The sequence below is a fragment of the Achromobacter sp. ESBL13 genome (assembly GCF_036668755.1).
Lineage (GTDB): Bacteria > Pseudomonadota > Gammaproteobacteria > Burkholderiales > Burkholderiaceae_B > Achromobacter.
On the sequence record NZ_JAZEVT010000005.1, the window covers coordinates 380439 to 393860 of the forward strand.

At 67.6% G+C, this 13422-nt stretch carries 12 protein-coding genes; 6 read left to right on the top strand and 6 right to left on the bottom strand.

What is annotated here, in order from left to right:
- Positions 1–72: 72 nt before the first annotated feature.
- Positions 73–837, top strand: coding sequence for an IclR family transcriptional regulator (locus V6F88_RS20890; protein WP_120156392.1), 765 nt, complete (start codon positions 73–75; stop codon positions 835–837).
- Here V6F88_RS20890 and V6F88_RS20895 read toward each other — a convergent pair.
- Together V6F88_RS20895 and V6F88_RS20900 are read right to left on the bottom strand one after the other, a co-directional pair.
- Complete coding sequence (locus tag V6F88_RS20895; RefSeq protein ID WP_332611904.1) at positions 737–2458, bottom strand: FAD/NAD(P)-binding protein; 1722 nt, start codon at positions 2456–2458, stop codon at positions 737–739. The genes V6F88_RS20890 and V6F88_RS20895 overlap by 101 nt on opposite strands.
- The gene (locus V6F88_RS20900) at positions 2455–3420 is read right to left on the bottom strand and encodes a Bug family tripartite tricarboxylate transporter substrate binding protein (protein ID WP_332611905.1); all 966 of its coding nucleotides are present in this window, start codon (positions 3418–3420) and stop codon (positions 2455–2457) included. Before V6F88_RS20900 ends, V6F88_RS20895 begins: the two co-directional genes overlap by 4 nt.
- Positions 3421–3733: 313 nt before the next feature.
- On the opposite strand from V6F88_RS20900, the gene V6F88_RS20905 reads away from it, so the two are divergent.
- The 5 genes from V6F88_RS20905 to V6F88_RS20925 are packed head-to-tail and all read left to right on the top strand — an operon-like array spanning position 3734 to position 8837.
- Positions 3734–4903, top strand: coding sequence for a CaiB/BaiF CoA transferase family protein (locus tag V6F88_RS20905; RefSeq protein ID WP_332611907.1), 1170 nt, complete (start codon positions 3734–3736; stop codon positions 4901–4903).
- Positions 4900–5622, top strand: coding sequence for an enoyl-CoA hydratase/isomerase family protein (locus V6F88_RS20910; RefSeq protein WP_332611909.1), 723 nt, complete (start codon positions 4900–4902; stop codon positions 5620–5622). Before V6F88_RS20905 ends, V6F88_RS20910 begins: the two co-directional genes overlap by 4 nt.
- A 32-nt stretch (positions 5623–5654) precedes the next feature.
- Positions 5655–6488 carry a CoA transferase subunit A gene (locus V6F88_RS20915; protein ID WP_332611912.1) on the top strand — a complete coding sequence of 278 codons (834 nt, stop codon included), beginning with the start codon at positions 5655–5657 and terminating at the stop codon, positions 6486–6488.
- Positions 6481–7215, top strand: coding sequence for a CoA-transferase subunit beta (locus tag V6F88_RS20920; protein WP_332611914.1), 735 nt, complete (start codon positions 6481–6483; stop codon positions 7213–7215). The genes V6F88_RS20915 and V6F88_RS20920 overlap by 8 nt, the downstream gene beginning before the upstream one ends.
- Before the next feature lie 11 nt (positions 7216–7226).
- Entirely contained in the window at positions 7227–8837 is a 1611-nt protein-coding gene (locus V6F88_RS20925) for a class I adenylate-forming enzyme family protein (RefSeq protein ID WP_332611916.1), read from the top strand.
- 260 nt (positions 8838–9097) lie between these two features.
- Here the strand turns inward: V6F88_RS20925 and V6F88_RS20930 are convergent, their stop codons facing one another.
- From V6F88_RS20930 to V6F88_RS20945, 4 genes are read right to left on the bottom strand one after another with little or no spacing between them, the layout of a single operon-like run.
- Positions 9098–10078 (bottom strand): GntR family transcriptional regulator, encoded by a 981-nt coding sequence (locus V6F88_RS20930; RefSeq protein WP_332611918.1) that lies wholly within the window; start codon positions 10076–10078, stop codon positions 9098–9100.
- A 5-nt stretch (positions 10079–10083) separates the two neighbouring features.
- Entirely contained in the window at positions 10084–11136 is a 1053-nt protein-coding gene (gene pdxA / locus V6F88_RS20935; RefSeq protein WP_332611920.1) for a 4-hydroxythreonine-4-phosphate dehydrogenase PdxA, read from the bottom strand.
- The gene (gene dtnK, locus V6F88_RS20940) at positions 11133–12350 is read right to left on the bottom strand and encodes a D-threonate kinase (RefSeq protein WP_332611922.1); all 1218 of its coding nucleotides are present in this window, start codon (positions 12348–12350) and stop codon (positions 11133–11135) included. The genes pdxA and dtnK overlap by 4 nt, the downstream gene beginning before the upstream one ends.
- Positions 12347–13336 (bottom strand): 2-keto-3-deoxygluconate permease, encoded by a 990-nt coding sequence (locus tag V6F88_RS20945; protein WP_332611924.1) that lies wholly within the window; start codon positions 13334–13336, stop codon positions 12347–12349. Before V6F88_RS20945 ends, dtnK begins: the two co-directional genes overlap by 4 nt.
- Between the last annotated feature and the right edge of the window lie 86 nt (positions 13337–13422).

The window sequence follows — 13422 nt, forward strand, 5'->3', positions numbered from 1 at the left end:
GCGCGCGACGCAAGTTGTTCGGTGGTGTCTGCCCGTGCTATGTTCCTGTCCTAAATATTAGGAAATACAAAGATGGACAAGACGCTGCTCAAGGGCTTGATGGTATTGGAAGCGGTGACCGACGTGGACAATCCGCCGCGCACCATCGATGCCCTGGCCGCGCGGGTCGGCCTTACCCGCAGCAACACCCACCGCACGCTGCAAACGTTGATCCACGCCGGCTACGTCATCAAGGACGACGACGGCGGCGGCTACCGTGGCGCGGTGCGTCTGTTTGAATTGGCCGCACGCCAGCTTGCACAGCTGGACGTGCGCAAGCTGGCCGCGCCGTTCATGCGCACGCTGGCGGACCAGACGGGCGAGACGGTGCACCTGTCGGTGCTGGACGGATTCGATGTGGTCTACGTGGACAAGATCGACAGCCCGCAACCGATACGCGCCTATTCCATGGTGGGTGGCCGCGCGCCCGCCTATGCGGTGGCCACGGGCAAGGCGCTGCTGGCCTATCAGCCCGAAGGCTATGTCGAGCGCTATGCCGAGCAATTGGTGCGCCACACGCCGTCAACCATTGTTTCCATGCCCCTGCTGAAAGACGAGCTGCGCAAGATCGCGCGCGCCGGCTATGCCGTGAACCGCGGCGAATGGCGCGAGGGCGTGGGCGGCCTCGCGGTGACCCTGTTCAACAGCCTGGACCAGGCGGTGGCGGCGGTGGGCATCTCGGGCCCGCTTGACCGCCTTAGCGCGGCCAGGATGAAGCAGCTGGCGCCGGATGTGTCGGCCTGTGCGCAGTCCATTTCGCAAGGGATGGGTTACCGGCGCGGTTATCTGGATCAGTAGCGCCCACGCGCGCCGGCAGCGCCGCGGCGATGCGCGCGGCCTGGTCGCGCGCCAGGCGTGCGTTCACATCCATGGACGTGGTCCAGAAATACGTGCCGCCTGCCAGGCTGCCCAACACCGACACCTGTTCCCACACCGCGCCCTGCGCGTTCCTGACGCAGCCCGTGTCGAAGTCCAGCGCCAACCCGCCAAACGCGTCCGACACCGCATGGCCGTCGCGCAGCAAGCCGGCCACCAGCGCATCGTCCGTGCGTGCGGCGTCCACCGAAAAGCTGGTGGCGTTGATGAGGACATCGCTGCGATGTACGGCGCTGCCGTCCGGGGCGCGGAAGCGGATATGGAACTGAGCGCCGACCGCGTCATGGTGGCAGTCCATAAAGCCCGCGCGCACTTGCAATTGCGCCGTCTTGAACAGTGCTTGCAGCTTCAAGGCGTTGCGCATGGGAAAGGTGGCGCGGCGCGCCATCCACAGCGCGCGCCAGCGCGATTGAAAACGATGGCGCTCAGTGTCGGGCAGCAGGCGCCAGATTTCGTCTACCGCTGCATTGGTGGCGGCGGCCACGGCCTGCCAGGGCCGTGCCGCTTGCAGCGATCGACGTATCTCTTCGTCCAGCGCGCTTGCCGCGTCGGTGGTCAGGCCGAAGATCTCATCGGCGTCCAATGCGCCGCCCATGGCGCGCACTTCATCCTGCAAAGCCTGCGCGATCACTTCCAGCGATAGGGCGCCGCCATGCCGCATGGCAAGCGCCACGGCGCCTTCACGGCTAAGGTGGCGCAGCGCCGCCGGGGGCTGGTTGTGCGGGCTGCGCACCGACGGCAGCCGGCCATTGCGCGACACGCACAAGAGCGGGCCGCGATGGCCTGCTTGCTGCAAGGCCGCCACGGCGTCCACCGCGCTAAGGCTGGTGCCGACAATGCACACGGACGCATCGGGTGGGATCCCGGCGGCCAGTTCGGCGACGGGGTAGGGGCTGTTGAAATAGCCCGGCGCGTTGTGCAGCGCGGGGAAGGCTTGCGATGGCAAGTTGCCGTTGCACAGGACGGCATAACGGGCCACGCACGGGGGCGCGCCGTCGGGTTCGACGTACACCGTGCCGTTCGGCAGTGGCGACACGCGCCGCACGCGGCAGGGCACGTGAGCCAGCGCGATGCCCAGTGCGTGTGCAAGGTCCCGACAGCGCGCGTAGACCGCGCGCAGATAGGCGCCGAACAGCGGGCGGGGAAGAAAGTCGGATGGCTGAATATCGGTCACGCCATATCCACGCAACCACGCGGGGTCCTGCGCGCGCAGCCACTCGACAAAGTCCAGGCGATGATCCGCCCGCGCCGACATAGTGCCTGCGGGGATGTTCAACAGATTACTGGGCAGGTCTTCCTGATAGGCACCGCCGGGGCCGGGTTCCGCCTGCGGTTCAAATAGCGATACGGAAAGCGATACGGACAGGGACGGCGACGGCGGGCGCGGCAGGCCTTGCGCTTGCCAGGACAACAGCAGCTGGTACAGGAAACTGACGGCGACCGAGCCGCCGCCCACGATGGCAACATCGACCGGCATTCCCGCATCGATACCCGGATCAACCCTCAGCTTCACCGCGCCCAACTCCGTGTGGGCGTGGCTCATTTGGCGGCCGACATGCGCACCACGTCGCCCCAGCGCGCCACTTCCTGCTTCAGCACACGGCTGGTGTCGGCGGGCGATGTGGCCACCGCGTCCGCGCCCAGCTTCAATGCGGCCTGCTGCACCGAGGCCATGGCGGCGGCTTTCTGCATGCCGGCCGACAGCTTGTCCACGACGTCGGGCGGCGTGCCGGCGGGCGCCAGCAAGGCGTAGGCGGTTGCCACGGAATAATCCTTCACGCCTTGTTCCATCAACGTGGGCAGGTCGGGTAGCGCGGTGGCGCGCTTGGCGGTGGTAACGCCCAACAGGCGGATCTTGCCGCTGGCCACCTGGGGCAGCAGGGCGGGCAGGGTTTCGATGACCATGTCGATCTGGCCGCCCAGCAAGTCGGTAATGGCGGGACCGCTGCCGCGATACGGCACGTGCATCAAGCGCGTGCCGGTCACCACCTGGAACAGCTCACCCGCCATGTGCTGCGAGGTGCCGGGGCCGGCCGAGCCGAACGTGATAGTGCCCGGCTTGCTCTTGGCCAGCGCGATCAATTCCTGCACGTTGTTGGCGGGCACCTTGCTGTTCACGGCCACTGCCATCGGCATGCTGGTGGCCATGGACACCCCGACGAAGGCGGTGGCGAAGTCGTAACCCGGTTTGTCGGGCATGGCTGCGTGGATGGCATGGCTGCCCACCGCGCCCATCAGTAGCGTGTAGCCGTCGGGGGCGGACTTGGCGACGTATTCCGCGCCGATTTCCCCGCCCGCGCCCGCCTTGTTTTCCACCACCACGCCCTGTCCCAGGAAATCACCCAGATGCTGCGCATAGATGCGGGCCGCGGCATCGGTGGCGCCGCCCGGCGGAAAGGGCACAACCATGCGTACCGGTTTGGCCGGCCAGGTTTGGGCTTGGGCCGGGCCGGCGGCAAACGCCAGGACCGCGCCAGCCAGGGCAATGCGCCATGTCTGCTTCATGAATGTCTCTCCTTGGTGTGATCCAAACCGTCAGACGTGTACCGGCCCGTGTTGACCGTGCCAGGCACCGCTGCGGCTCATTTTTATAAATCCTAAAATATAGGACTCGTATTCCAAAAGATGGTTTACGTAGAATTCCACACGGTGATATGCTGGTCAACAATTAAGCGCAGCACCTAGGGATTGCACTAGGAAACATGCGGAAAGCTGGCGCTGGGTATCGGGTGACAGGCATCATGCCATCGACGAAAGCCGCGCTCTTATATTATTTTTTGCATCCCAAATATTGAATTTTCATAATGAGAGGTCAGACATGACACCCAGTTCGGCACTGGCCGGCATCACCGTGCTTGAAATTTGCAACGTCGCGGCGGGACCCTTCTGCGGCATGTTGTTGGCGGATATGGGCGCCGACGTCATCAAGGTTGAAAACCCCGAGGGCGGCGACACGCTGCGCAGCTGGCCGCCGATTTCCAATGGCTATAGCGAAAACTTCGCGTCGCTGAACCGCAACAAGAAGTCGGTGACGCTGAACCTGAAAGACCCCGCCGACCTGGCCCTGGCGCGCGAACTGGCGCAGAGCGTCGACGTGTTGATCGAAAACAACCGGCCCGGTGTAATGGACCGCCTGGGGTTGGGCTATGCCCAATTGCGCGAGGCCAATCCCAAGCTGGTCTATTGCTCGATCTCGGCCTACGGCCAATCCGGCCCGCGCTCGCAGGAAGGCGGCTTCGACCTGACCATCCAGGCCATGAGCGGCATCATGAGCGTGACCGGCGAGGCCGGTGGCGAACCCGTGAAATGCGGCGTACCGGTGGCCGACTTTTCGGCCGGGCTGTATGGCGCGTTTGCCATTGCGTCGGCGTTGCGCGCGGCGCAAGCCAGCGGGCAGGGCACGCATATCGATGTGCCGATGCTGGGCGCCACGCTGGGCATTGCCGCGTTGCAGACGTCGGAATTTTTCGGCAGCGGCAAAGACCCGGTCAAGCTGGGCTCGGCCCATCCGCGCAACGCACCGTATCAGGCGTTTCGCTGCAAGGGCGGTTATTTCGGCATGGCGGCCGGCAACCAGGCCTTGTGGAAAAGCGTATGCGCCACCGTTGGCCGCGACGACCTGCTGGCCGACCCGCGCTATACCGACACCAGTGCGCGCGCGCGCCACCAGACCGACCTGCGCGAGATCCTGGAAGCCATCTTCGCCACCGAAGACGCACAGACCTGGTTGACGCGGTTTCGCGCGGCCGGCGTGCCGTGCGCGCCCATCAACACCTATTCCGAAGTGCTGGCCGACCCGCAGGTGGAACACATGGGCTGGGTGCAGCCCGTGGAATTGCCTAACGGCGTACAGACGCGAACCTTCGGCCTGCCCGTGCGCTTTGATGGTCAGACGACGGCGCTGCGCCGGCGACCGCCCGCGCTGGGCGAGCACAACGACGAAGTGCTGGGCGCGTTGCGCGCGGCCAAGAAAGGGGTGCCGGCATGAGCGGCGTGTTGCGTATCGACAAGCAGGGCGCGCACCATGTGCTGACGCTGACGCGCGCTGAAAAAATGAATGCGTTGTCCGCCGATCTGGTGGATGCGCTGATCGCCGCGCTGGACGACGCCGAGGCGCAGGGCGCCAAGCTGATCGTATTGAAGGGCGAAGGCAAGAACTTCAGCGCGGGCTTTGACTTTGGCGATTGGCAGACGCAAAGCGAAGGTGACCTGCTGCTGCGCTTTGTGCGCATCGAAACCCTGCTGCAACGCCTGGCCGCCTCACCGTGCCTGACGGTGGCGCTGGCGCACGGCCGCAACTTTGGCGCGGGTGTGGACCTGTTCGGGGCCTGCAAGTGGCGCATCAGCGCGCCGGACGCAACCTTCCGCATGCCCGGGCTGAAGTTCGGGCTGGTGCTCGGCACGCGCCGCTTTGCCGCCTTGGTGGGCGCAGAGCGCGCCCGGGCGGTGCTGGAACAGGCCGCCACGTTCAACGCCGAAGAGGCGCTGCGCGATGGCTTTGCGACGCGCCTGGCCGTGGCCGAGGAATGGGCCGATATTGAACAGCAGGCGGCGGATACGGCGGCCGCGCTGACCGATGCCAGCCGCATTCAGCTGTACGCCGCGCTGTCGCGGGAAACGCCCGACGCCGACCTGGCTCGCCTGGTGCGTTCGGCGGCCGCGCCCGGCTTGAAGGACCGCGTGGCGGCTTACCTGCAAGCGCGCTAAGGCCACACGAACCAGCAAGGGAGAGGAAGACAATGGCTTCGGGATTCAACCAAAAGAACAAGCAGTGCACGGTGGCCGAACTGGCCGCGCTGGTGCCCGATGGCGCGTCCATCGCGCTGGGCGGCAGCTTTCTGCATCGCGGGCCGTTCGCATTCGTGCGCGAACTGATCCGACAAGGCAAGCGCGACCTGGAACTGGTCAAGCAGTCGCCCGGTTATGACGTGGACATTCTGTGCCGTGCCGGCGTGCTGCGCCGCGTGCGCGCGGGCATCGTTGCCATGGAAGGCAACTTCGGCCTGGCGCCGTGGTATCGCCGGGCGGTGGAACAGCGCCAGATTGAACTGGAAGAACACGCTTGCGCCAGCCTCACGGCAGGCTTGCGGGCGGCGGCGTTCGGCGTGCCGTTTCAACCCTGCGGCGGCCTGCACGGCAGCGGCCTGCCGGAACTGAACGGCTGGGCCTGCCTGGACGACCCTTACGGCAGCGACCAGAAAACGTATGTGGTGCCTGCAATTCGCCCCGACTTCGCGGTAATCCAGGCGTCGGAGGTGGACGCGCTGGGCAATGTGCGCGTGCACGGCACCGCGCACTGGGACCGCATCATGTCGCGCGCGGCGGGCAGCGTGCTGGTGGTGGCGGAAAAGCTGGTCGACAGCGCCGTGTTCGAAGCCCAACCGGAATCCACGCTGGTGCCGTACTTCATGGTGCAGGCCTACGCCGTGTCGCCAGGCAGCGCGTGGCCCGGGTCGTGCTGGCCCGACTACGCCATCGACTATCCGGCGGTGGAAGCCTACATGGACAAGAACAGCGATCTACAAGCGCATCTGGCCGCCGCGCCCGAAGCACAAGGGGGCAATCATGGCTGAACAGTGGTCGGGCTTTTCCTACATCGTGACGAACCTGGCGCGCTTCATCCGGCCGGATGAAATCACCTTCAGCGGCGTCAATTCCACCATGCCGATGCTGGCATGCCTGCTGACCAAGCGGGCCTACGACTGGGACTTCGTCTACATCAACGTGGCGGGCGGCGTGAACCCGCGCCCGTCGCACATTCCCATTTCCAGTTCCGACCCGGTGCTGGCCGAGCACACCGCGTCGATCTTCTCGAACGAAGACTTCTACGACCTGTGCACGCGCGGCCGCATGGACCTGACTTTTCTGGGCGCGGCGCAGATCGACGGCGCGGGCTGCGCCAATAATTCCTGCATCGGCGACTGGCACGCGCCCAAGGTGCGCTTGCCGGGCGGCGGCGGAGGCGCGGTGATGCTGCCCACGGCCAAGCGCGCGTGCACGTGGCGCACGGAACATTCGCGGCGCACCTTCGTGCCCAAACTGGACTTCATGACGTCGTGGGGCGGCTTTCATGGGGTGGTGACGCCCATCGCGGTGTTCATCAAGCGCGACGGGCGGCTGGCGCTGCAATCCTGGCATCCGGAATCCAGCCTGTCGGAAGTGCGCGAGCGCACCGGCTTTGAGTTCGACGCGACCGGCGCGGCGCCCACGGAACCGCCGACCGCCGCCGAGGCGCGCGCGCTGCGCGAGCTTGACGCCGATGGCCAGTTTGAACGCGACGCCGCCGTCGCGCTGCGCTAGGAGAGGCCGCCATGACTCTTGCCGAACCGACGCTGGTAGCGGCGTTTGCGCGTACGTGGCGCCAGCCGGAATGGGCGTCGCGCGCCGCCATCGTCACGGCCGACACGACCCTGACGTATGCCGACCTGCACCAGCGCGTCGCGCGCATCGCGGATAGCGTCCGCGCGGCGGGCGTGGCGCCGGGCAGCTATGTCGCCATCGCCATGGAGCGGTCGCTGGAACAGGTGTTGACGATACTGGGCGTGATGGCGGCGGGGGCTTGCCCCTGCCCGTTGGAACCTCGGTTGTCGGCCGAGGAAACGGCACGCCGCGTGGCGGCGGTGGGCCTGACGTGGCTGCTGCACGACGAACCCAATACCGCGACGGCGGCGGCCAGCAGTCTGCCTGCGGCACGGGTGCTGAAGGCGGCAAGCGTGGCAAGCGCGGCCGACGTGGCAAACGTGGCGGAAGTCGCGGACGTGGCAACCTGGGCGGACCGGGCAACCGGGGCGGACGTGGCTCGCCCGGCACATCCCGCGCGTTCGGACAACGCGTCGGTGCTCGGATGCGCGGGCCGGATCTCTCCCGATGCGCCTGGCCTGTTGCTATTCACCTCCGGCAGCACCGGCAACCCCAAGGGCGTGTTGCTCAGCCACCGGGGCCTGGCCAACAACGCGCGCGGTGTGTTGGCGCATACCGGACTGACGCCCGACGACCGCTTGCTGCACGTGATGCCGCTGCATCACACCAACGCCTTGAATAATCAGATTTTCGCGCCGTTGCTGGCGGGCGCCAGCGTGGCGTTGGCCGGCCGCTTTCGCGCCGACGACATGCCGGGCTTGCTGCGCACCTTCCGTCCCACCATCATCACCGGCGTGCCCACGATGTACGCCCGCATGCTGGAACTGGACTTTGATGCCGCCAGCCTGGCCGGCCTGCGTTTCGCGCGCTGCGGGTCGGCGCCGATCACCGAAGCGCTGCATCGGCGCATCGAAGCGTTCCTGGGCTGCCCGCTGGTGGTGTCCTACGGGCTTTCCGAGGCCACCTGCACGTCCACCATGAACCCGCCCAACGCCCGCCGCGTAGGCTCGGTCGGCACCGTGCTGGCCGGCCAAAGCGTCACGCTGCGCTTGCCGGACGGCGCCGAAGCCGCGCCGGGCGGCGAGGGCGAAATCTGCATCGCGGGCGACAGCCTGATGCTGGGTTACCTGGGCGTGGACAACGGCGCCGATGGCGCGCCGACGCTGTTGCGCACCGGCGACCTGGGACGCTTCGACGACGCGGGCTACCTGAGCATCACCGGCCGCATCAAAGACGTGATCATTCGTGGCGGCGAGAACATTTCGCCTGCCTTGATCGAAGGCGTGGTGACGGGGCTGCCCTTTGTTGCCGCGTGCTGCGTCGTGGGCGCGCCGGACGATGACCTGGGCGAAGTGCCGGTGATCTTCGCGCAACCCAAGGCCGATGCCACGGCCGGCAAGCAAGAAGCCGCCGCGCTGCAAGCGGAAGTGCTGTCCCGGCTGGGCCGGATTTACGTACCGCGCGACGTGTTCTGGGTTGAGCGGTTGCCGGAAAACGCGGTGGGCAAAGTGGACCGCAAGGCGTTGGCCGGCATGGTTGCACGCAAGCCCGAGCACGCGTGATTCATCAGATCCCCGGGCGCAGGGCCTCACGCCATCTGGCTGAGAGTCTTGCGAAAGCGCTTCAACGGCAAGGTGAACAACACACTGCCGATCAGCGCCCACGCCAGAAACGGTTGCCAGACCACGCTTAGCCCGCGATCACCTTTGCGCCAGCCTCGCCAACCCGGCAATGATCGTCACCATGCGGCGGCTGCTGGCCGATAGTGCGCGCGTACCGCATCTGGCGCGGCGCTGATGTGCGGCTTGCTGTAGGGCTGCGGTCAGGCCTGGCCGCGCAGCCGGGCCAGCTCGGCCGAGAGCTCGGCAACCAGCGCCTGCGCACGCGCCAGGGAATCGTGGGGCGACGTCGTGTCTTCCGGTGTCGGGGTCAGGGGCGTGAAGGCCGGGTGGGCCAGCTTGGCCGGGTTGACCGAGTTGGTCGGCTTGGCCATTTCGGCCGTTTCAGCCCGTTCCGCCGGTGTCTCCTGCAAGCGCGGATGCACGCTTTCGTGGCCCATGCTGACGTCCACGTCGAACACCAGTTGTTCGGCGCGATGCCAGGTGGTGAACCATTCCAGGGGACGGTCGTGCTGGTCCATGCCTTGGCCCTGCAACATCAGCAGCGGCGTGCCGGTCTGTGTGTGCAGCAGCTTGGCAAGCTTGGCGTCGGCGGCGACCGCGCGGATCTGGTTGCGGCCCGCGCCGGGGCGCAAGCCGAAGCGGCGCGTCAACACGCCATGCAGGGAAGCGTCGGCCAGGTCGTCGGCGCGCAGGCCGGGCACGGCGTCTGCCGGCAGCCACGTACGCACATACGCCAGCGGCGCGTCGGCCACATGGCGCAAGCGTTCCAGCATCAGTAATTGCGTGGTGCCGAAAAAGGCCGCGACGTCGGCGGGCGGCTCGGCCCGCGCGAACGCCAGCACGCGGGTCTGCAACGCCACGCCGGACTGCGCGAATTGTTCGTACAGCCCGGTGGACCGCTGCACCAGCCGGCGATGTTCCCGCGGCGCGGCAACCGTTGCCGGGCGCCCACTTTCGCGCTGGATCAAGCCTTCTGCCGCCAGTGCGGCAAGCGCCTGGCGGACCACGCTGCGCGCAACGCCAAAGCGTTCGCATAGCGCGGCTTCGCTGGGCAGCACGGCGCCCGCCGCCAGCTTGTTCGTCCGGATGAAGCCCCGCAACAAGGCCGCCACCTGGGCGTGCAGCGGGATATCGCCAGAGCGATCAAGAACGGGCAGTGCGTCGTGCGTGGCGGGCGCCATGAAAATCAACCTCCGGTTTGTGCCCGCGCAGTTTCCCATACATGCGTCCAGCCCGGGGCCAGGTGCGCGGCGCGTTCGGCGGCCAGGATCAGGCTGTCTTCGCGCGCGATGCCCTTGCCCGCGATGTCGAACGCGGTGCCGTGGTCCACGGATACGCGCACCACGGGCAGGCCGACGGTGATGTTGACGCCGTCATCACCATACACGGCCTTGAACGGTGCGTGCCCTTGGTCGTGATAGCAGGCAATCACGAATTGCCACTTGCCGCGCACGGCTTGCGGGAACAGGGCGTCGGCGGGAATCGGGCCGGCGGCCAGGATGCCAGCCGCGTTGGCTTCCGCCACGGCGGGCGCCAGGATGTCGGCGTCTTCGCTGCCGAAGATGCCGTTCTCACCGGCGTGCGGGTTCAGGCCCGACACGGCCACGGGTTGGTCGCCACGGCCCAGCGCCTTGGCGAACGAGCCGGCCAAACGCAGCACGGCGCGCATGCGCGTGGGCGTCAGGTCGTCGATGGCCTGGCGCAGCGATACGTGCGTGGTCGCGTGGAAAATGTAGAGGTCGCCGGCCGACAGCACCAGCGAGAACGTCTTGACGCCGAACTCGTGCGCCAACAGTTCGGTGTGACCGGGCCACTTGTGGCCGGCGGCGTGCATCGCAGCCTTGTTCAGCGGCGCGGTGACGATGCCGTCGACTTCGCCGGCGCGCGCCAGGGCGCACGCCGTGGTCACGAAACGCACGGAACCGTCGCCCGCGTCGGCGCTGATTTCACCCAGCTTGACGTGGGCCAGCGACGGGCCGGCCTGCAACACTTCGATCGTGCCGGGGGCATTGGTACAGTCGGCCGCGCGGTCCAGCTTGCGCACGATGGCGGGGTCGCCGCCCAGGCCGCGCACGGCGTTGACCATCACGTCCACATCGCCGACCACCAGCAGGCGGGCCTTCTGGCGCAGTTCGTCATGGCCCATCAGCATCTTGGCCGTGATTTCCGGCCCGATGCCGGCCACGTCGCCCAGGGTGACGGCCAGCAGCGGCAGCTTGTTCGGTTGAGGTTGTGTCATCGCTTGAATCTCCTGTCGCGGATCGCGCGCACGGCGCGAACCAGTACGTCTTCGGTGCCAAAGCCGCCGGCCTTGGTCACCACGGGCAGGCCGGCGGCCATGCCCCCGGTCAACGTGCCAAGAGGCACGCCGCCCATTACTTCATCCACCAGCGCGATCCCGCGCGCGCCCAGCGCCACCAGCACGCTGCGCGCGCCGTCGCCGCCCGTGGCCACCACGCCCGCCGCGCGGGATGCGGTGATCAACCGCGCCGCCAGGCTGCCCAGCCGTTCGGCGACTTTCTCGGAATCCAGGCCGTCCAGCTGGCCTTCGGGCGCCAGCAGCAGCACGGTGCCGGCTTCGGCCGGCGCCTTGGCGTGGGCTTGCAACAGCGGTTGCGTCCAGGCCTGCCAGGCGGCGTCGTCGGCCAGTTGTTGCAACGTGGGCGTCCAGGTGTCGGCGCCCGACGCGTTCAGCGCAGCGGCTTGCGCGCGCGCGGCGCTGTGCTGCGACGTGACCACGACGACGACGGGCGCCGTCTGGTCCGCACCGGCCCACACTCGGGCCAGCGGCACGGCCAGGCCGCCCGCGCCCACGGGCAGGGCGTGTACGCCCAGCAAGCCGATGGCGCGCGCCAGCCGTTCCAGATCGGCGTCCGTGGCGGCGTCCACCACCACGGTGTGGCCCGCTTCGCGGATGCGTGCGGCCAGCGCTTCCGGCGTGTCGCCGTCTTGCGCCGCGACGTGGGCGCAGCCCAGCAACGTGGGGATATGGCTTTCGGTGACGGGGGTGACCGGGTCCGTCGCGGCGGACGTTTCGGTAACCGGCTTGCCGTTCACCATCAGCACGCCTTCTTCAACGGTGCGGCCGGTGGCGGGAAAGGCGGGGCAGATCACCGCCACCGTGTCCGGTCCCCAGGCCAGGCGCGCCGCGTCGATCTCGGCCTTGAAGGCGCCACGCAAGGTGGAGTCCACCTTCTTGTACAGGCGGGACACACCGGCCGCGCGCAGCTGGCGCACGTTCTGGTCGATGACGCGGGCGGCGTCGGCGGCGGGCAGGGCGCGGCTGTTGGTCGTCACCGCCAGCACTTCGACGCCGGCCGTCGCGGGGCCGGACAACGCTTCCTCGGCGCCGCCAATGGACAGGTGCGTGCTCCAGCCGGCGCGCACGAACTGCACCGCGGTGTCGCCCGAGCCGGTCAGGTCATCGGCGACGATGGCGATGGTGGGGGTCAAAGCGCCTCTCCGCGCGCCTCGCCCAACGTCGGCGTGGCGCGGGTTGCGTCCGCGTCCTCGGACTTCAATTCACCGGCGCGCTTCAGGAAGTACGACGCCAGGATCGGAGCCAGGATGGAACTGATCAACACGCAGGCGGCCACTTGCGCGGTGGCAGTGGACACGTATTGCTGGAAGTTGGGGTCGGCGGCGGCCACCACGGCGGGCGTGGCGATGGCGTTGCCGGCCGTCGTGCCCGCGGCAAACCCCAGGCCGCTCTTGCCGCCACGGCGCAGGATCATGCGATAGCCCAGGTAGACCAGGCCGCCGGTAATCGGGCTGATGATCAGGCCCAGGATCAGGCCGCTGATGCCGCCGCTGACGACCGCGCCCAGGTTGATGCCGGTGCCCAGTGCGAAGGCGAAGAACGGGATGACGATGTTGGGCACGGGCTTGAGCACGTCGCGCCACTTGGGGTCCAGGTTGCCGACCACGACACCCAGCAGGAACGGCACAAGCGCCGCCACCAGGGCAATCATCGGAATGTCGGCCAGGCCCGAGGCCCCCAGGAACAACAGGCTGAAGAAGGGGCCGTCGTTGACGGCGCTGGCCACGTAGGCGCCACGGTCGCGCGCATCGCCGTACTGGCCGGTGTAGGCCAGCCACAGGCCGCCGTTGCTGTTGTCGAACGCGGCCAGCAAGGCCAGGATCGACACGCCCAGCACGCCGTCCAGGCCGACGTAGCTGCCCAGGATGATGATCAGCGTGGCGGGTACCAGCGTCTTCATCAGCAGAATGGTGCCGGCGGTGGCCAGGATGGGGCCGCCGGTGCGGGCGTTGACCTGCGTGCCGGTCGCAAAGATCAGCAGGGCGATCAGCGGCAGGGCGCTGTTCTTGAAGAGGGCGGTGGTGAAGCCGCCGATGGCCAGCGCATCAGGGGCAAAGGTGCCGATCAGGGAACCCAGGATCAGCGGCACCAGCATCAATCCACCGGGGATTTTCTGCATGGTGCCAAAAAAAGGCGAACGGGAAGAGGCAGAGGTCGACACTTGCGTAAGTCTCCAGGACGGTTCTGGTGGATTGCAGACGTTCG